Annotated in this window: 16 protein-coding genes and 1 pseudogene; 12 read left to right on the top strand and 5 right to left on the bottom strand. The window is 61.8% G+C overall.

What is annotated here, in order from left to right; genetic code table 11:
• The first annotated feature begins 40 nt into the window (after positions 1–40).
• From BN32_RS01295 to BN32_RS01260, 8 genes are all read left to right on the top strand, one after another.
• On the top strand, positions 41–1,234 hold the full coding sequence (locus BN32_RS01295) for a phosphoglycerate kinase (protein ID WP_019195436.1): 1,194 nt from the start codon (positions 41–43) through the stop codon (positions 1,232–1,234).
• A gap of 57 nt (positions 1,235–1,291) precedes the next feature.
• Positions 1,292–2,359 (top strand): class II fructose-bisphosphate aldolase, encoded by a 1,068-nt coding sequence (fba, locus tag BN32_RS01290; protein WP_019195435.1) that lies wholly within the window; start codon positions 1,292–1,294, stop codon positions 2,357–2,359.
• A 69-nt stretch (positions 2,360–2,428) separates the two neighbouring features.
• Positions 2,429–3,106, top strand: a complete 678-nt coding sequence (locus BN32_RS01285; protein ID WP_019195434.1) for a thiamine phosphate synthase — start codon at positions 2,429–2,431, stop codon at positions 3,104–3,106.
• Between the two features lie 7 nt (positions 3,107–3,113).
• Positions 3,114–4,220 (top strand): tetratricopeptide repeat protein, encoded by a 1,107-nt coding sequence (locus tag BN32_RS01280; protein ID WP_019195433.1) that lies wholly within the window; start codon positions 3,114–3,116, stop codon positions 4,218–4,220.
• Between the two features lie 202 nt (positions 4,221–4,422).
• The gene (locus tag BN32_RS01275; RefSeq protein WP_019195431.1) at positions 4,423–5,214 is read left to right on the top strand and encodes an inositol monophosphatase family protein; all 792 of its coding nucleotides are present in this window, start codon (positions 4,423–4,425) and stop codon (positions 5,212–5,214) included.
• Between the two features lie 330 nt (positions 5,215–5,544).
• Positions 5,545–6,534 (top strand): hypothetical protein, encoded by a 990-nt coding sequence (locus tag BN32_RS01270; RefSeq protein ID WP_019195429.1) that lies wholly within the window; start codon positions 5,545–5,547, stop codon positions 6,532–6,534.
• 17 nt (positions 6,535–6,551) lie between these two features.
• Positions 6,552–7,580 (top strand): peptidoglycan -binding protein, encoded by a 1,029-nt coding sequence (locus BN32_RS01265; protein WP_019195428.1) that lies wholly within the window; start codon positions 6,552–6,554, stop codon positions 7,578–7,580.
• A gap of 28 nt (positions 7,581–7,608) precedes the next feature.
• The gene (locus BN32_RS01260; RefSeq protein WP_019195427.1) at positions 7,609–8,058 is read left to right on the top strand and encodes a GNAT family N-acetyltransferase; all 450 of its coding nucleotides are present in this window, start codon (positions 7,609–7,611) and stop codon (positions 8,056–8,058) included.
• 6 nt (positions 8,059–8,064) lie between these two features.
• Here BN32_RS01260 and BN32_RS01255 read toward each other — a convergent pair whose 3' ends face one another.
• The 3 genes from BN32_RS01255 to BN32_RS01245 all read right to left on the bottom strand — a co-directional run bounded on the left by BN32_RS01255 (position 8,065) and on the right by BN32_RS01245 (position 10,395).
• Positions 8,065–9,348, bottom strand: coding sequence for an acetyl-CoA C-acyltransferase (locus BN32_RS01255; RefSeq protein ID WP_019195426.1), 1,284 nt, complete (start codon positions 9,346–9,348; stop codon positions 8,065–8,067).
• Between the two features lie 90 nt (positions 9,349–9,438).
• Positions 9,439–10,074: a GNAT family N-acetyltransferase gene (locus tag BN32_RS01250; RefSeq protein WP_019195425.1), complete on the bottom strand. Its 636-nt coding sequence runs from the start codon at positions 10,072–10,074 to the stop codon at positions 9,439–9,441.
• 108 nt (positions 10,075–10,182) lie between these two features.
• A complete protein-coding gene (locus BN32_RS01245; RefSeq protein WP_019195424.1) occupies positions 10,183–10,395 on the bottom strand; it encodes a DUF1127 domain-containing protein in 213 nt (70 codons plus the stop codon).
• 112 nt (positions 10,396–10,507) lie between these two features.
• Here BN32_RS01245 and BN32_RS01240 point away from each other — a divergent pair.
• Positions 10,508–11,401, top strand: a pseudogene (locus tag BN32_RS01240) (transcriptional regulator GcvA).
• A gap of 33 nt (positions 11,402–11,434) precedes the next feature.
• Here the strand turns inward: BN32_RS01240 and BN32_RS01235 are convergent.
• Positions 11,435–13,438, bottom strand: a complete 2,004-nt coding sequence (locus BN32_RS01235; RefSeq protein ID WP_051488474.1) for a transcriptional regulator — start codon at positions 13,436–13,438, stop codon at positions 11,435–11,437.
• Between the two features lie 132 nt (positions 13,439–13,570).
• On the opposite strand from BN32_RS01235, the gene BN32_RS01230 reads away from it, so the two are divergent.
• On the top strand, positions 13,571–14,407 hold the full coding sequence (locus BN32_RS01230; RefSeq protein ID WP_020693895.1) for a class I SAM-dependent methyltransferase: 837 nt from the start codon (positions 13,571–13,573) through the stop codon (positions 14,405–14,407).
• Positions 14,408–14,673: 266 nt separating this feature from the next.
• Positions 14,674–15,576: a hypothetical protein gene (locus BN32_RS01225; protein WP_019195419.1), complete on the top strand. Its 903-nt coding sequence runs from the start codon at positions 14,674–14,676 to the stop codon at positions 15,574–15,576.
• Positions 15,577–15,700: 124 nt separating this feature from the next.
• Here BN32_RS01225 and BN32_RS01220 read toward each other — a convergent pair whose 3' ends face one another.
• Positions 15,701–16,384, bottom strand: coding sequence for an alpha/beta hydrolase family protein (locus tag BN32_RS01220; protein WP_019195418.1), 684 nt, complete (start codon positions 16,382–16,384; stop codon positions 15,701–15,703).
• 300 nt (positions 16,385–16,684) lie between these two features.
• Between BN32_RS01220 and BN32_RS01215 the strand changes: the two genes are divergently transcribed.
• Complete coding sequence (locus tag BN32_RS01215; RefSeq protein ID WP_040425329.1) at positions 16,685–18,259, top strand: TolC family outer membrane protein; 1,575 nt, start codon at positions 16,685–16,687, stop codon at positions 18,257–18,259.
• The last annotated feature ends 90 nt before the right edge of the window (positions 18,260–18,349 follow it).

The raw sequence follows: 18,349 nt of genomic DNA, 5'->3' as shown, positions 1-18,349 counted from the left end.
ACCGGCCCTCGCCGCAACCTGTTAGTCGCAACGAGTCCTGATGTCCGGATTTCGCACCCTCGATGATGTCGACGTGAAGGGAAAGCGCGTGCTGCTGCGCGTCGACCTCAACGTACCGATGGACAACGGACGTGTGTCCGACACCACACGTCTGCAGCGCATCGCCAAGACCATCATCGAACTGTCGGAAGCCGGCGGCAGGGTCGTCATCCTTGCGCATTTCGGCCGGCCCAAGGGGCCGGACCCGAAGGAATCGCTCAAGCCCGTGGCCACCGCGCTCGGCTATGTGCTGCTGCGTCACGTCGAGTTCGCACCGGACTGCGTCGGCGAGATCGCCGAGAGGGCGGTCGCGGGACTGAAGAACGGCGAAATTCTCTGTCTCGAGAACACCCGCTTTCATCCCGGCGAGGAAAAGAATGATCCGGCGTTTGTCGCGCAGCTTGCGAAGCTCGGCGACATCTGGGTCAACGACGCATTTTCCTGCGCGCACCGCGCCCATGCCTCGACCGAAGGCCTCGGCCGCGTGCTGCCGGGCTATGCCGGTCGCACCATGGAAGCCGAACTCGACGCACTGGGCAAAGCGCTGGAACAGCCGGTCCATCCGGTGATCGCCATCGTCGGCGGCTCTAAGGTTTCGACCAAGATCGATCTCCTGGAAAATCTCGTCAGCAAGGTCGATGCGCTGGTGATCGGCGGCGGCATGGCCAACACCTTCCTGCATGCGCAGGGCGTCGATGTCGGTAATTCGCTTTGCGAAAAGGATCTCGCCACCACGGCGCTGCGCATCCTCGTCAAGGCGAACTCCACGAACTGCGCGATCATCCTGCCGATCGATGCGGTGGTTGCGGAGAAATTTGAAGCCAATGCGCCTTCGCATGCCTATGGCCTCGACGCGATTCCCGCCAACGGCATGATCCTCGACGTCGGCCCGCAATCGATTAAGCGGATCGATGCTGCCATCGATGACGCCGCGACGCTGGTATGGAACGGACCGCTCGGCGCGTTCGAAATGTCGCCATTCGACCGCGGGACGGTTCAGGCCGCCAAATATGCAGCTGCCCGCACCAGGGCTGGCAAACTGGTGTCCGTCGCGGGCGGCGGAGATACCGTTGCGGCATTGAACCACGCAGGCGTCGGCAAGGATTTTACCTATGTTTCGACCGCCGGTGGCGCCTTTCTGGAGTGGATGGAAGGGAAACCTTTGCCCGGCGTCGAGGTTCTTAGGGTACGCTAGATTTTAATGGATCCGGCGCCCTTGGCGCTGACTTCAGCTCACGGAGAACAAGCACACATGGCTCGCATCACGTTGCGTCAATTGCTGGATCATGCTGCTGAGAACGACTACGGCGTGCCGGCATTCAATATCAACAACATGGAGCAGGCGCTGGCCATTATGGACGCCGCCAGTTCCCTCGATGCGCCGGTCATCATTCAGGCGTCGCGCGGTGCGCGCTCGTACGCCAACGACGTCATGCTCAAGCACATGATGGACGCGGTGACGGAAATTCACCCCTCGATTCCGGTCTGCGTGCATCTCGATCACGGCAACGAACCCGCGACCTGTATGACGGCGATCCAGGCCGGCTTCACCTCGGTGATGATGGACGGCTCGCTGAAGGCCGACGGCAAGACGCCGGGCGACTGGGATTACAATGTCGGCGTGACCAAGACCGTCACCGACATGGCCCATCTCGGCGGCATCTCGGTTGAAGGCGAACTCGGCGTGCTCGGCTCGCTCGAGACCGGCATGGGCGACAAGGAAGACGGCCACGGCGCCGAAGGCAAGCTTTCGCACGATCAGTTGCTGACCAATCCGGACGAAGCCGTGAAGTTCGTCAAGGAAACCCAGGTTGACGCGCTGGCCATTGCGATGGGCACCTCGCACGGCGCCTACAAGTTCACCCGCAAGCCGGATGGCGACATCCTCGCCATGAACGTGATCGAGGAAATTCACCGCAAGCTGCCGAACACGCATCTCGTCATGCACGGCTCGTCGTCGGTGCCGCAGGACCTGCAGGACATCATCAACAAGTTCGGCGGTCAGATGAAGCCGACCTGGGGCGTGCCGGTCTCCGAGATTCAGCGTGGCATCAAGCACGGCGTGCGCAAGATCAACATCGACACCGACAATCGCATGGCGATGACCGGACAAATCCGCAAGATTCTTTCCGAGAGCCCGAGCGAGTTCGATCCGCGCAAGTATCTGAAGCCTGCGATGGAAGCGATGACCAAGCTTTGCAAGCAGCGCCTGGAAGAGTTCAACACCGCCGGCCAGGCCAGCAAGATCAAGAAGGTGCTGACCACCGCCCAGATGGCACAACGCTACGCCAAGGGTGAACTGGCTCCGAAGATCGCCTGACGATCATCAAGAGGGCGGGACACGGTCCCGCCCCTTTTTTGGCCGCAGTCAACGGGCAGATACGGCATCATGGCCACCAAACCTCCTCCGCCGCGCCCTGCGCCTCGCCTCTATCTCGCGACCCCGGTTGTCGCCGACCCCGCTCAGCTTATCTCTGAACTGCCGGCGCTGCTCGCTGCTGCGGACATCGCAGCTGTTCTGCTGCGCCTCGCCCCCGGCGACGAGCGCAGCGTCATCCAGCGCGCCAAGGTGCTCGCGCCGCCGGTTCAGAGAGCCGGCGCGGCTCTGCTCATTGATGAACATTTCGGACAGGTCGCTCGCTCCGGCGCAGACGGCGCGAACGTGAGCGGTATCGAGGCCATGCAGGAGGCGATGCCGACACTGAAGCCCGATCGCATTCTCGGCGTCGGCGGCTTGATGACACGGCATGACGCGATGGTCGCCGGTGAAGCCGGCGCGGACTATGTGCTGTTCGGCGAACCCGATGCGAATGGCGAACGGCCATCGCCGGAGGCGATCTGCGAACGGCTGGACTGGTGGGCCGAATTGTTCGAGCCGCCCTGCGTCGGCTACGCCATGACGCTGGATGAAGCAAACCTGTTCGCCACGGCCGGCGCAGATTTTGTCCTGGTCGGTGATTTCATCTGGCAGGATTCGCGCGGCGCTCAGGCCGCTCTGATCGAAGCCAGCCAGGCTGTCACGCGCGGCTTTGAGACCTCTCTCACGCAAGCCATTACGGGAGCATAGGACCGCGATGACCGCGCTTCGCCGGACCGCGCCGTTCACAGCTACTCGTGCAAGATTTCTTGCATCGGTCGCTGCCGGTGTTGTCGCGTTTTCGGCAAGTGCTATCGCACAGAGCACGCCGAACCCCTTTCCGGAACCGATCAAGCCCGCGGAGAAGCCACCGGCCGCAAAATCCGCTGCACCCAAGGCCGCCGCGCCGAAACCGAGTACCAACGCGCCGAAGAAAGGCGAGCCCGCGAAAACGGCGTCTCCACCCGCACCCGCCGTTCCCGACAATCCTAACGCCGATCTCGCCTACGGTGCCTATCAGCAAGGCCTTTACCGCACCGCCTTCAATATCGCGCTGAAGCGCGCGCAGGAGATGGGCGATCCGAAATCGATGACGCTATTGGGGGAGCTCTACTCCAATGCGCTCGGCATCAAGCGCGACGACGCCAAGGCCGCTGAATGGTACAAGCAGGCCGCCGACCGCGGCGACCGCGAAGCGATGTTCGCGCTCGGCATGATGCGGATCGCCGGACGCGGCGGTCCCACCAATCGCGAGGAAGGCGCCCGGCTGCTGGCGTCGTCCGCCAAGCTTGGGAAAGCGGCGGCGGCATATAATCTCGGACTGCTGTATCTTGAAGGACAGGTCTTTCCGCAGGACGTCAAGCGCGCCGCCGAGCTGTTCCGACAGGCAGCGAACGCTGGCAACGCGGAAGCGCAGTACGCGCTCGCGACGTTCTACAAGGAAGGCCGAGGCGTGGAGAAGAACGTCGTGGAGGCTGCGCGCCTGTTGCGTGCCGCCGCGATGGTCGACAATCTCGACGCCGAAGTGGAATACGCCATCGCGCTCTATAACGGCACCGGCACGCCCAAGGATGTGCCCACCGCGATTGCGCTGCTGAACAGAGCGGCGCGCCAGAACAGCCCGATCGCGCAAAATCGCCTGGCACGCATTCTCATCGATGGCCTCGGCGTTCCAGTGGACAAGGTTCAGGGTTTCAAATGGCATTTGATCGCGAAAACTGCCGGCAATGGTGATCCCGATCTTGATGCGCAATTCGCGCAACTTCCGCCCGTGGAAAAGGCCAAGGCCGAAGCTCTCGCCAAGAAGTGGTTCGGCACGAAATAGGCTCGGATCTCCCTTGGTCCGGCAGGTTCAGACACGAAGCTCGCTTTTGACGTATTTCTCGGCGCGAACCGGCACCCCGCGCCGCTCGAAAACGCTCTGAACGCCCTTGACGCGCCTGCGCTTTGACGCCAAGCATCCGGCACCAAAGCCCCAATCTTTCATCCCGATCCGGCCTCATACGGATCCTTATCAAGCCGGACGCATGATCCATTCAGCTCTCATCAACGTCATGGTCAAGGCCGCGCGCCGCGCGGGCCGTAGCCTCAGTCGCGATCTTGGCGAGATCGAGAACCTTCAGGTTTCTCTGAAGGGACCGGCGAATTTCGTGTCGCTCGCCGACAAGCGCGCGGAACAGATGCTCTATGAGGATCTGACCAAGGCGCGGCCGGGTTACGGTTTTCTCGGCGAAGAAGGCGGCACACGCGAAGGCACCGACAAATCCAACACATGGATCGTCGATCCGCTCGACGGCACGACGAACTTCCTGCACGGCATTCCGCAATTCGCGATCTCCATCGCCCTGCAACGCGAAGGCACGATCATCGCCGGCGTGATCTACAATCCCGCCACCGATGAACTTTACATGGCCGAGCGCGGCAAGGGCGCGTTCCTCAACGATCAGCGCCTGCGCGTCGCGGCCCGCAAGCAGCTCAACGAATGTGTGATCGCGTGCGGCCTCCCGCATATCGGGCGCGGCGACCACGAACTCTCCCGCCGCGAAATGGCCGAGATGCAGCAGCGCGTCGCGGGCCTGCGCCGCTTCGGTGCGGCTTCGCTCGATCTTGCTTATGTCGCAGCCGGGCGTCTCGACGGCTACTGGGAACGCAATCTCCAGCCGTGGGATATCGCAGCCGGATTGATCATGGTGCGCGAGGCCGGCGGCGTCATCAGCGGCATCGAAGGCGGCGACACGGCGATGGCCACCGGTCATGTCGTTTGCGGCAATGAGACGATCCAGCGCGAGTTGGTGAAGATCCTGAAGCCACTGGGCTAAGCAGAAGCACAGTCGACCATCATTGCGAGCGAGGCAATCCAGGACTTCAAGCGCGGTTTCTGGATTGCTTCGTCGCTCCGCTCCTCGCAAATGAGGAGGAGACACTCCATTCGACCCACCCTGAATTACCGGTGGGACGGATGCGCTCCGGAAAAACCGGATCATATCCTCGCCCCAGCAATTGACCGAGAACGCCAGTGCTGACCGGCACCAGTTTCAGTCGAAGTTCCTTAGCTGGGGTCAAATCGGAGATGGTGTCTTTTTTCCCGCCCACGCTGTGCCATATTGATGTCTGACACGTTTCCACGGACAAGGATTGAAGATCCCGCCATGGCAAAGACCTCATCCAAAACTGCGGCTGACATCACCGTCACGAAACTGTCAACGCCGCGTATCTTTCTGGTCCGGATGCTGGTGTTCCTCGTTCTGTGCAGCCTGCTGCTTGTGGTCCTCTACAAGCAAATCTGGCTGGCGTTCCTTGCCAATCCCGGCCTCAATGCACTGATCGTCGGTGTTCTGGCCATCGGCATCATCCTCGCCTTCCGGCAGGTGATCCGGCTCTATCCTGAAATTTCCTGGGTCAACAGCTTTCGCATTTCCGATCCCGGCCTCGCTGTGGATCGCCGGCCCACGCTGCTGGCGCCGATGGCGGCAATGCTCAGTCATCGTTCGGGCCGCATGAGCATCTCGCAGCAGACCATGCGGCATCTTCTGGATTCCATCGCCACGCGGCTTGATGAAGCGCGAGACCTGTCGCGGTACATGACAGGGCTCCTGGTGTTTCTTGGCCTGCTCGGCACGTTCTGGGGCTTGATCGAAACCGTCGGCTCGGTCGGCAAGGTGATCGAGGGCCTGAAGGTCGGCGGCGATGCGGGCTCGGTGTTCGACACGCTGAAGGAAGGCCTCGCTGCCCCGCTCGGCGGCATGGGCATCTCGTTCTCGTCCTCGCTGTTCGGTCTCGCCGGTTCATTGGTCCTCGGCTTTCTCGATCTGCAATCGAGCCAGGCGCAGAACCGTTTCTACACCGACCTCGAAGACTGGCTGGCGGAAACCGTGCGGGAATATGCGGGCGATGGCGGCAGCGCCACTGGCGATCTCAATCCCGCGCTCGACCGGCTGCGGTTGGCCGTGGAGGAAATGGGATCGAACCGAACCGCCACCACGGCGATGGCCAATCTTGCCGAAGCGATTCAGGGCCTGGTGCATCACATGCGCACCGAGCAGCAATTGATCCGCGAATGGGCCGACGGTCAGGGTGAGCAGAACAAGGAGATCAAGCAGCTTCTGGAGCGCCTTGCACGTCAGCCTGAGACCAATTGAACCGGAGATAGCAGCTCATGGCGCTTTCGCGTTCACGCCGCAACGACAGCGGCTTCAACTATTGGCCGGGCTTCGTCGATGCGCTGTCGACGCTGGTTCTCGCGATCGTGTTTCTGCTATCGGTGTTTCTTGTTGTGCAGTTCTTCCTGTCGCAGGAAGTCACCGGCAAGGACAAGGCGCTTGAGCGGCTGAACGCGCAGATCGCGCAGCTCAACGATCTCCTGTCCCTCGAAAAACTCGGCAAGCTGAACCTCGACGAGCAACTCTCCCAGATGCGCGCCGGGCTGGCCTCGGCAGAATCCGAACGCGACCGCGTCAAAGGTCTTTATGATGGCCTCGCAGGCGCCGGCGCCAATGCGGCGGGCCGCGCCGCCGAACTCGGCAAGGCGCTCGATTCTGAGAAGCAAGTCTCGGCACGGGCGCTGGCGCAGATCGAAGTGCTGAACCAGCAGATCAGCGCGCTGCGCCGGCAACTGGCCGCCCTCGAAGAAGCGCTCGATGCATCGGAAAAACGCGACAAGGAATCCCAGACCCGGATCGCCGACCTCGGCCAGCGGCTGAACGTCGCGCTGGCGCAGCGCGTGCAGGAGCTGTCGCGCTATCGTTCCGAATTCTTCGGGCGGCTGCGCGCCATCCTCGGCAACCGGCCGGATGTCCGCATCGTCGGCGACCGCTTCGTGTTCCAGTCTGAGGTGTTCTTCGACACCGGACAGGCGCTGCTGCTGCCGGAAGGCCGCGCCGAACTCGACAAGCTTGCAACTGCGCTGATTGATCTCGACAACCAGATTCCAAAGGAGATCGCCTGGGTGCTGCGCGTCGACGGCCATACCGACGTGCGGCCGATCAGCAGCCCACAGTTCAAGTCGAACTGGGAGCTCTCATCGGCACGCGCGATCTCGGTGGTGCAGTATCTCGTCTCGCTTGGCGTGCCGGCGCAGCGGCTGGTCGCAGCGGGCTTCGCGGAGTTCCAGCCGCTCGATCCCGAGAAAACCGAAGAAGCCTACAAGCGCAACCGCCGTATCGAATTGAAGCTCACCGAGCGATGATCCGCACGTCGCAGACCTGCATGCGATCATGAGCGCACCCTTCACGCTCCGGCCCTACACGAACAGCGACGAGAACACAGCGATCGACCTGTGGCATCGCACCTGGCAACAGGCCTATCCGTCGATCGACTTCGCTCAGCGGCTGGAAGGCTGGCGTGCGCGCTGGCGGGATGAACTGGTGCCTGCCGCGCAAATCGTCGTGGCCGAACAGAACGGCGAGATGGCCGGATTCGTCACCATCGATGCATCAGGCTATCTCGACCAGCTCGTGGTCGCGCCGGAGGCATGGGGATCGGATCTCGGCAACATGCTCATCGGCGAGGCCAAAGCGATATCGCCGGGCGGCATCACGCTGCTGGTCAATACCGACAACGCCCGCGCGATCCGCTTTTATGAGCGCAACGGCTTCGTCCACACCCATGACGACGTCAATCCGGTATCCGGACGAAAAGTCTACGGCATGGCGTGGAAGCCCTGAGCGTACTCAGGCCGCCTCCAGCAACGCCACAGTGCCCTGCCCGCCGTCGGCACAGATGCTGACGATGGCACGGCTTCCCTTAGGCATTGCCGCCAGCTCCTTAACCGCCTGACTCAAGATGCGCGCGCCGGTCGCGCCGAACGGGTGACCGAGCGCGGTAGAGCCGCCGTTCGGATTCATGCGCTCGCGCGGAAACTTGCCGAACTCGGCTTTGACCCCAGCCTTGTCGCGGATGAACTCCGGGCTCTCCAGCGCCTTGATATGCGCAAGTACCTGCGCCGCGAAGGCTTCATGGATTTCCCAGAGATGAATGTCGCCATAGCCGAGCGAATGGCGCGCGAGCAGCCGCGGGATCGCATAGGGCGGCGCCATCAGCAGGCCCTCGGTGCGGAAATCCACCGACGCGATCTCCCAGTCGATCAGTTTCACGCGCGGTGTGTTGGAGGGAAGCTTCTCCAGCCCTCTTTGCGAAGCCACCCAGATGCTCGATGCGCCGTCGGTGAGCGGCGACGAATTGCCGGCCGTCAGCGTGCCCTTGCCGCTGGTGCGATCAAACGAGGGCGATAGCCGCGCCAGCTTCTCGAGTGAGGTATCCTTGCGCGGAATGGTATCACGCTTCACCCCGTCGAATGGAATCACGAGGCCGTCGAAAAACCCACGATCCCACGCGGCGACTGCGCGCTGATGGCTCTCCAGCGCGATCTGGTCCTGCGCCTCGCGCGAGATGTTCCAGACCTTGGCGGTGATTTCCGTGTGCTCGCCCATGCTCATTCCGGTTGTGCGGTTGCTGACCGCCGGAATGTAGAGGCGTACATCGCTGAGCTTGAGGTCAATGGCATGGCTGAGCTTTTGTCCGAGCGATCGCGCGGTCTGGAATTGGCGCACCCAGTTCGACAGCGACATGCCGAGCCCAAGCTGCACCTGGCTGAGGCTGTCAACGCCGCCGACCAGCGCGAGATTCTGCACTTCGCCGTCAATCATGCCGGCGGCTTCGAACACACCCATCATGCTGGTCGAACATGCCATGACGGTGGAATAGGCAGGCACCGTCGCATCGACACCAGCATCCATCAGAGTTTCACGTGCGATGTTGCTCCATGTCAGGTTGGGGACCACGTTGCCCCAGACCGCAAAGTCCGGCTTGCCGCCGCCCAGCTGCTCAATCATGTGCTTGACCACCGGAACCGACAAAGCGATGGCATCGACGCCGCTGAGAGGGCCATCGACCTTTGCAAACGGCGTGCGGACACCCGCCGCGAGCCAAACATCGGTTTTTGCAAATTGCGCCATCGGATACTCCCGGATCGCACGCCCTGTTGGCGCTTCCGGGACACTATGCGATCAGGCGGAGGGCATACAAGCCGACGGCGCGCCGGGCTGTCATGAAGCGATCAGCGCGCTCGGCATCCAGCCTGCCGTGGCCGCCTGCTTCCAGCTTTCGCAGGGAATGTCCGTGACCCGATACAGCGGCTTTTCAAAACGCACCTGCCGCCAGTCGCTTGGCGCTCCTGTAAAGAGATAGCCGGCTTTGCGGGCGAGAGCGATCATCTGCTCGTTGTTGCGGAAAGTTTCGCCGAACAGCCGCAGCGCGCCCAGCGCCGCCGAACGGCATTCAAGATTGGACAGCATGGCCGTGCCGATACCCTGCCCCTGCCACGCATTGCCGATAGACAGGCCGAATTCGGTGTTCTGCGTTTCGGCATCATAGCTGTAGCGGGACTCGCCGACGATCGTATCGACACCATCTACCTTCATTTCCGCGACCACCGCGAAACGACTGCCCTCGCCGATATGAAGCGCCTTGTCCAGCTCCGATGGAGGCAACTCGCTGGCAGCCCCCATCAGACGATTGTAACGCGACTGACGCGACAACGACCGGAAATAGAACAGCAGCGCGTCGGCGTCCTTCGGCTCGATGAACCGTACTGTCAGCGGCCTGCCGCCCTTCAGTCGCACCACATCGGTGTAGCGGCCAAGATTGCTCAGAACAAAGCGATGATCGGGTTCGGCCAGCATGGCACACTCCATCAACTCAATCGGACTGATCTGCGGGGACAGCGTTCGGACTGAACGAAACCGTTGAGCCTGGTTCAGCAGCGCTCGGTCAGGCTCAACGGCAGATGTTTATGCACGCCAGAAAGGCTTGCTGGCCTCGTAGGCGAAGTCGCTCCAGCTCGCGCCGACGTCGTGGAAATCGCGGTCACTGAGGCTAGCCAATTCAGCCCGGCGCTTTGAGCGCTGCTGCCAGGTGTGCACCACGTCTGAGATCGACGTGATCGGGTGATGGATGAAGTCATGATGATGATTTGTCATCAGGTCGGTCGTGCAAGCAGACATCGTAGCCTCCTAAAACAAACTTGACGCCTCAAATATCTGCTTCCCACCCCCCATTGACAAACGACACGTTGTCCCCCGTTATATGAGATAATATCATATATTAGAGGGGCTCATGACCGCCAGATTGCCCTCGCTGAACGGTTTGCGCGCTTTCGAGGCCGCCGCACGGCACCTCAGCTTCACTCTTGCCGCGCAGGAGCTGAACGTCACCCAGACCGCCATCAGCCACCAGATCCGGCGGCTGGAGGAAGAGCTGGGCATCAAGCTGTTCATCCGCCAAAGCCGCTCGCTGGCGCTGACGCCCGAGGCCACCGACTATCTGCCGGGCATTCGCGCCGCGTTTCAGGATCTGCGCACCGCCACCGACCGCCTGCTGCGCAACGGCAACGACCGGATGCTGACAATCAGCACTCTGACGTCGTTCGCAGTGAAATGGCTGTTGCCCCGGCTGGCGCCGTTTCAGGAAAAACATCCCGACATCGACGTTCGCATCACCACATCGACCGAGCTCGTCGACTTTCGCCGCCGGCGACGGTGGACGCGGCAATCCGGTACGGACGCGGCCAATGGCCGGGCGTGCACGCGGAATGGCTGATGACGGACCAGATGTTCCCGGTCGTGCAGTCCCGCGCTGCTTGAGGGCAAGAATGCCCTGAAAAAGCCGGAAGACCTCGCACGTTTCACGCTGCTGCACACAACCGGCTACAACGACGACTGGCGTTTCTGGCTGACGGCCGCCGGGCTTCCCACCCACATCGCGAAGAATCCAGGACTGACATTCGATCTGTCGTTCATGACGATTCAGGCCGCCGTCGACGGCATCGGCGTTGCAATCGGCCACACCGCCTTCGTTCAGGACGACATCGCGAAAGGACGTCTGGTCGCTCCCTTCGATGTGACACTGCCGGAAGATGCCGGATACTATTTCGTCACGCCGCACGAAAAGGCCACCATGCCGAAGGTCACCGCGTTCCGGGACTGGCTGATAGCGACGATGCGGCCATAACGCGCTGCCCGCAAAATAGCTGCCGCGACATCCTCACCCGATGCGTCGGGCCCCTTCGCGGAACAGCGCAGCGCCTTCCGGTGCGAACTGCATCGCGGTGAGAAAATCCTCGACACAATAGTTCGGAAGCCGTTTGCGGATCGCCGCCATCTGTGCGCGCGCCTCCTGAAGCCGTCCCGCCAGCGCCAGACAATATGCGGCGATCGCCAGAATATGTGCATGCGCGTTTGGCCGTGCGGCCGCCTTCAAACCCCAGTCGGCCGCTTCATCGAACTGCCTTAAACGCACCAGCGCCATCGCACGCGCACCGAGCATGCCGAACAGCAGCGGATCGAACGGACTGAGATGGCGCGAGTGGTCGGAGAATCTGACGGCGGCCTGCGGATCGCCGCCCTGCGAGTGAACGAAAGCCAGCGTGTAGTGGCCGAGCGCGAAATTCGGACTGAGATCGATCGCCTGCTCCAGTTCGATCAAGGACTGGTCCTGCTGTCCGCGCAGCCATAGCGCGCGGCCCATGGCCCAATGCGCGCCCGGGTCGCGGTCGTCGGCCATCAGACTTTGCCCTGCGGTGTCGAAGGCCCGGTCAACTTCCAGTTCACGCGGCGCCCAGCCCTGAAACGCACTCTGGAAGTGGGCAAAGGACAGGCCGCCATAGGCTCGCGCGAAGGTGGGATCACGCTGCACGGCCATCTCGAAAAATTCCCGGGCCCGCTCATTGTCGGCTTTGTTGAACCGGTAAACATGCCACAGGCCGCGATGATAGGCCTCCCACGCATCCAGCGAACTCGGCGGCTTCAGCATCGCGCGGTTGCGTTCGATCGTTTCAATCTCATGGGCAATGGATGCAACAATCCTGTTGCCGATTTCGTCGAGGACAAGGAACGAATCGCTCACCTTCTGATCAAAGACCTCCGTCCAGACAACGCGCGCGGAACGCGTCTCGGCAAGCCCGACCGCAACGGTCATGCGCGCACCCTGACGCTGCAGCGAGCCGCTGACGACATAGTCCACGTTCAACATCCGTCCGGCTTCTTCCGGACCAACGTGCCGTTCGCTGAGCGCAAAGACAGTCCCCTGCGCGATGATGAAGAGGCTGCGCAGCTTGGCAAGCCTCGTGATCAGGTCATGAGCCAGACCGCCAGCCGCACCGCCTTGCGCAGGCATACCGGCGTTACGCTCGATAAACGGCATCACCGCAATGGATGCACGCCGGGGTGACGCAATCACGCCGTCATCGGCCGGCGTCAACGCGGGCACCGGAGAAATGTCTGTCACGCGAATTTTCGCGCCGTCACCCTGCGCTTTCGCTGCCCGCCACATCTCCCGCACCGGCCCATGATCGAGACCTTCGTCCTCGAACATCCGCGCCGTTGCCAGCAAATGCTCCTCGCCCTCCCGCAACCTGCGGTGGCGCGCAAAGGCGTTCAGAAGCATCTCGTGAACACGCAGATCAAATGGCGCAAGCTCCAACCACTTCTCCAGATGCCTGAATATCTCGTCGCCGGTCTCTGTTCCGGCGAGACGCTCCAGCAGCGCGACGTGACGGCCGCGAAACTGACGGCGCTGCGCTGTGAGCCACGCGTTGAAATCCGGATTGCGATCGATTTCGAAGCCTTCGAGAAATTCGCCGATGTAAAAGGAAGCCAGCGCTCGCAGTTGCTCGGGGGACAGCGACTGGATACCCTGCTGGGTTGCGCGAGCGACCTCGATGGCGTCGACAAAGCAATCCGTCAGATCGAGTGCGACGGTGTCTCCCTGGGTTTCAACCCGCGGCCGATCAGGCGTATCAATGACAGACCTCAGCTTGCTGAGACACCAGCGCAGCTCTCCACGCGGATCGTTCGGCACATCCCACAAAAGTTCGCAAAGCTGGCTTCGCGGCACGGCGTGCGGCGCAAGCGCGAGATAGGACAAAAGCGCACGCACCTTGCGCGATGCCGGCAGCGCCACCGGGGCGCCGCCCCGGCCGATCGCCAGTGGCCCGAGCAATTGCACGTGCAGGGCCCGACCGCCGAGCCGATCCGATTCCACGGGCATTTCCACGGCGCGTACCACGCTCGTCTCCATGTGTAGCCGTTACAGCTGGAAGCGATGGCAATGGCGCGGCGATTGCGCCCGATCCAGCCCTACTCGCGTATGCGAGACAACACATTCGAACGGAGAAGAACCATGCTCGATACCACCAATACCATCAGCAAAGTTCCCGTTGACCTTACGGCGGTCAAGGCCCGCCAGCAAGGAGCCTGGTCGTCCGGCGATTACGCGGTGGTCGGCACTACCCTTCAGATCGTCGGCGAGGAGCTGTGCGAGGCCCTTGATCTCCGCGCAGGCCAACGCGTCCTCGACGTTGCCGCCGGGAACGGCAACGTCTCGCTCGCTGCCGCGCGCCGCTGGTGTACCGTCACCTCCACCGATTACGTGCCGGCCCTGCTCGAACGTGGCCTGGAGCGCGCCCGCGCCGAACGGCTCGACATTGCCTTTCGCGAGGCCGACGCCGAGGCGCTGCCATTTCCGGACAAGAGTTTCGACGCGGTGGTCTCGACCTTTGGCGTGATGTTCACGCCGGACCATGACCGCGCCGCGAACGAGCTTGTTCGCGTGTGCAAGCCCGGCGGCAAGGTTGGTCTCGCCAACTGGACACCGGACGGCTTCATCGGCCAGCTCTTCAAAACGATCGGCAAACACGTGCCGCCGCCTCCGGGTGTAAAGTCGCCGGCTCTCTGGGGCACGCGCACGCGCATCGACGAGATGTTTTTACCTCACACCTCATCCATCAAGGTGGCGCAACGTTACTTCGTATTCAGGTATCGTTCTGCAGACCATTGGCTGGAGATTTTCAGGGGTTACTACGGACCGGTACTCAAGGCGTTTGCCGCGCTAGAGCCCGGGGCGCAATCGGCTCTCGAAGGCGAGATCCGGGTCCTCCTCAGCGACTTCAACCGTTCGGAGGATAGCTCCATCGTTATTCCCAGCGAGTACCTCGAGATTGTCTGCACGCGGCGCTGAAGGCCCGTACGCGCTCGATTCAAGAGAGCGACAATCCAAACGACATCGTGCGGTGACACTCACCGCACGATCAATCCAATGCTCGGCATGCGTGTTCACGTCACCGGGAGGAACAATGATCGATGGCACGCATTGGATCGTGAGTTCCCCTGCCCCAGACTTTTCATCATGCCGCCTTGCTATGGTCAAAGCACGATGCCTCCTGTTGCATGCAGACCGGCCGGATGTCCGCTGCGCATCACACACCGCAAGATCACGGAGCGTCAATGCAACTCGAATTGCAACACGTAGACCCGCACGCCGATCCGCACGACGTCATTGCCGCGCAGCTCCGCAACCTGGCACCGCGCGGCGGGCACGATCCGTCGCAGCTCAACGTCACGCCTGCGGCATCGCCGGAACCAGCCAGCAAGCCGCCTTTCAGCACCGCGCCGTTGAACGATAACATCGATGATATCTACACTCCGGCACCACGCGCGAAGTTCGGTCGCGGCGTCGTGGGACTGATCGTTTGCGCAGGCATTGCGGCAGCCGCAATCTGGCATTCCTATGGTGAAGACGCGAGGCAGAGGCTTTCTCACCTTGTGCCCCAGCCGTTTGCTGGCACAACCACTCCGCAAAGCGCCGCAGCCGCCGAACCGCAGGACGTAAACTCGCAGATCACGGCACCTCAACCGGCGGCCGACCCGGCGCCCGCGCAAGACGCCGCCGCGGTACCTGCAACGCCTCCTGAGCCTGCAACAGCTTCTTCCACGCCGGCAGTGGAAACTCCGTCCACGCAGGCGGCGCTAACGCCCGAGCTTGCGCAGTCGATTGCCACAATGGCGCGCGAAATCGCTTCGCTAAAGCAAACAGTCGAGCAACTGCAGACCGGCCAGCAGCAATTGAGCCGCGATGTCGCGAAAGCCACGGAGGAGACGCGCCGCAAACCCGTCGCGCAAACATCGAAGCCTGCCTTACCGCCGCGACCACAACGGACGTCGGCACCTGCTCCGGTTACGCGTAGTGCCCAACCCACTTCACCACAGGCCTATCCGCAAGGGCAGATTTACCCGCAAGGCGGTGCCGCCCACCGTGAAGCCTACATCCCGCCACAACCTGCACCCTCGCAACTTCCGCCGCCGCCCGGTGACAGCAGCGTCCCCAGGCCACCGATGCCGTTGCGATAGTTGTCAGTGCGAGCGAACCAGGCATTCAATTCGGCGGGGCTGTCGCGACAGCTCGCACCCGACCGATCAATGGCGCCGGACCGGCACCATTGAAGCACACGCTGCAGTCGCCGCAGATCCCCGCTCAAGGAGTGGTTCTTTTGATCCAGGATGAGACCGCCTCTCCCAAGACCTTCAGGTGATCGGCGGCTGAAAATCCGGATATGCTTTTGCGCGGCTTCAGGTCGTGATCGCCGTCTTCCAGCCAAAGGATTTCGATGCTCTTCGATAGAGCATACGAGGACACCTCCTCCCTCGTGCCGAACGGGTCGCGTGTGCCCTGAATGATGAGTGCTGGCGTTTCGAGTTCGGCAAGATGCGCCGTGCGCAGCTGTTCGGGCTTGTCCGGCGGATGGAATGGATAGCCAAGACAAAGGAGCCCTGCGATCCGGCGGGATGCATGGAGCTGATCGGCCACCATGCTCGCAACGCGACCACCCATCGATTTTCCACCGATGATGAGCGGCCCCTTTGCGTCGAGCGCATCAACCGCCGCGACGTATTCCGGCTTCAGCTTGTCCGCACGCGGCGGCGGCCTTCGACCTGTGGAGGTCCGGCGGCTCGCCATATAGTCAAACTCAAAGCGCGCGACGCGTAAGCCAGCCTCAGCCAAAACCTTGGCAACTGCGGTCATCGCGGCGGAATCCATCGCAGCGCCAGCGCCATGCGCAAGAAGAACTGTAACTCTGGCGTGTTCGGGTCCATCAATCAGGAACATTGTCACCAATTGGTCCGGAGCCAGACCGTTTTCCGGCGCGACGCCCCTCATTAATCGGGGTCGGGGATAGCTGCCTAGCCCTCCCATCCCGCCCGGACTTACCTGTCCCGGCTCGAAAACCTGCCGACTTCCACATCCCTCCGGCGGAATGGCGCGACGAAGTCAGCTTTTCCGGTCACATGGTAAAGAGATAGAGGTGCTTAAATACCAGAAAGGCAGGATTTCGTTGCGCTCCCGCAACAGTTCCCAAAACTCGTTTAAGGCGTCATTTCGCCCCATGTGTGTTCTGCTAATGTCGGAAAGTAAATATGAAGAGATTTTTAAGTATTTTCGGTGCTAGGGGATTCCCGGATGCGTGCATTAGTTTTCGCCGTTCCAGCTTTCTTGCTGGGCTGCTCGCTTTCCCCAATGGCTTTCGGGCAAGCGGCGTTTTCAATCAATGATGCTTTGAAGCAAGCTATCGCCACTCACCCGGGAGTTGGAGAGGCAGCAGCCAACCGCCGCGCCACTGAATCCGAGTTACGCCAGCAACAATCCACGCTGCTGCCGCAGGTCCGAGTCGAAGCTCGTGCCGGTCCGGAACGCTTCAATCAGCAGGTTGTCCCCGCACCGCTGGGCAACGACACTTGGCGAAACGGCCGAGACGTTTCGATCGTCGGCCGCCAGCTGATTTTCGACGGATTTACGTCCCTGAACGAAATCTGGCGGCAGTCTGCACGCGTGAACGCGGCTGCGGCGCGCGTCCATGAAAGAACCGAATTGCTGGCCCTCGACGCTGCCGAGGCCTACATCGATGTCATTCGCTACACCCGCCTGATTACGATCGCCGAGGACAACGTTCGGGTCCATCGCAGCCTGTTTGGAAATGTGCAGGCTCGCTTCAACGGCGGCCGCGCGGGCGAAGGCGATCTCGAGCAAACGCGTGAGCGTGTCGAAAACGCAGTCGCAACGCTCGCAGGATTCCGCCAGAGCCTGGACGAGGCTCGCGCCAAGTATCGCAAGTCCGTTGGCCTTGAACCATTCAACCTGCGCAATCCGGGCCGTCTTGCAGGGCTTCCCAGAACGAAGGACGAGTCGCTCGCAGTCGCGATCAAATTCAATCCCACCATTCAAGCCGCAGAGGCGGATGCCCGCGCGGCGAAGTATGCATTCCGCAGCACGTCCGGCGCTTTCGTTCCGAACGTATATCTCGAAGGCCGCGCGGCATCGGGCATTGATGCCAACTCCTATGTTGGCAAGCGCGAGGATGTGAGCGGAAAAGTCGTGGTGAGCTGGGATATCTTCCGCGGCGGCCAGGATGCATGGCGCCGCTCCGAAATGGCGGAACGATATGTTGAAGGAACGATGCGGCATGCACGCCTTCAGCGGGACGCAGTTGAATCGATCGACAAGGCCTGGGCGGCGCGCACGCTGACCGCCGATAGAATTGCAGCTTTGCAGCGGCAGATCGCATCCGATCGGAAAGTCATCGTCTCCTATCAGAAGGAATATGAACTCGGTCAACGCTCACTGGTCGATCTGCTGAACGGTCAGAACCAGCTGTTTAACGGGTTCGTCTCGCTGGTCTCTTCGCAAAGCGTTGCAGTGTTCGCCGACTATCAGTTGCTTGCTGCGATGGGCGGACTGATCGAGTATGTGAAGGCACCGCCCCCGGCGGATGCTTCGCCGCTCGAGGTTGAGCCGTTCGGTCTGTTTCCTACGAAATTGCCGCCTATCATTCTCCGTACGCCGATCTCAGGCTCGGAGCCTTTGCCCGTTATGCGGGTCGAACCAGTCCCGGCGCTCAATTACGCGTCTGCGACCGGACCTGTCCAGGCACCCGAAAGCGACAGTTTTTCAGGACGCTGGCAGGGCTCAAATCCCGCGCAGGAGCTGATCGACGCCGCATCGAAATGGCCAAGCATCGGGGCGCAACCCGGGCGCTGAGGCGCCCAGACAACGTATTGATTTTATTGCTGAAAACGGAATCTTGGTGCGGGCATCAATGTGGGGCGAGAGCGCTCCGGCATTAGTCTT

The sequence above is a fragment of the Afipia birgiae 34632 genome (genome assembly GCF_000308295.2).
Lineage (GTDB): Bacteria > Pseudomonadota > Alphaproteobacteria > Rhizobiales > Xanthobacteraceae > Afipia > Afipia birgiae.
This window is presented reverse-complemented; position numbering and strand designations above follow the sequence as displayed.

Excerpts from the sequence above, each read along its gene's own strand:
- BN32_RS01255 (WP_019195426.1), bottom strand. The coding sequence starts at position 9,348 with ATGGCGCAATTTGCAAAAACCGATGTTTGGCTCGCGGCGGGTGTCCGC.
- BN32_RS01215 (WP_040425329.1), top strand. The coding sequence starts at position 16,685 with ATGCGTGCATTAGTTTTCGCCGTTCCAGCTTTCTTGCTGGGCTGCTCG.
- BN32_RS01225 (WP_019195419.1), top strand. The coding sequence starts at position 14,674 with ATGCAACTCGAATTGCAACACGTAGACCCGCACGCCGATCCGCACGAC.
- BN32_RS01280 (WP_019195433.1), top strand. The coding sequence starts at position 3,114 with ATGACCGCGCTTCGCCGGACCGCGCCGTTCACAGCTACTCGTGCAAGA.
- BN32_RS01295 (WP_019195436.1), top strand. The coding sequence starts at position 41 with ATGTCCGGATTTCGCACCCTCGATGATGTCGACGTGAAGGGAAAGCGC.
- BN32_RS01275 (WP_019195431.1), top strand. The coding sequence starts at position 4,423 with ATGATCCATTCAGCTCTCATCAACGTCATGGTCAAGGCCGCGCGCCGC.
- BN32_RS01235 (WP_051488474.1), bottom strand. The coding sequence starts at position 13,438 with ATGCCCGTGGAATCGGATCGGCTCGGCGGTCGGGCCCTGCACGTGCAA.
- fba (WP_019195435.1), top strand. The coding sequence starts at position 1,292 with ATGGCTCGCATCACGTTGCGTCAATTGCTGGATCATGCTGCTGAGAAC.
- BN32_RS01220 (WP_019195418.1), bottom strand. The coding sequence starts at position 16,384 with ATGAGGGGCGTCGCGCCGGAAAACGGTCTGGCTCCGGACCAATTGGTG.
- BN32_RS01250 (WP_019195425.1), bottom strand. The coding sequence starts at position 10,074 with ATGCTGGCCGAACCCGATCATCGCTTTGTTCTGAGCAATCTTGGCCGC.
- BN32_RS01265 (WP_019195428.1), top strand. The coding sequence starts at position 6,552 with ATGGCGCTTTCGCGTTCACGCCGCAACGACAGCGGCTTCAACTATTGG.
- BN32_RS01230 (WP_020693895.1), top strand. The coding sequence starts at position 13,571 with ATGCTCGATACCACCAATACCATCAGCAAAGTTCCCGTTGACCTTACG.
- BN32_RS01260 (WP_019195427.1), top strand. The coding sequence starts at position 7,609 with ATGAGCGCACCCTTCACGCTCCGGCCCTACACGAACAGCGACGAGAAC.
- BN32_RS01245 (WP_019195424.1), bottom strand. The coding sequence starts at position 10,395 with ATGTCTGCTTGCACGACCGACCTGATGACAAATCATCATCATGACTTC.
- BN32_RS01285 (WP_019195434.1), top strand. The coding sequence starts at position 2,429 with ATGGCCACCAAACCTCCTCCGCCGCGCCCTGCGCCTCGCCTCTATCTC.
- BN32_RS01270 (WP_019195429.1), top strand. The coding sequence starts at position 5,545 with ATGGCAAAGACCTCATCCAAAACTGCGGCTGACATCACCGTCACGAAA.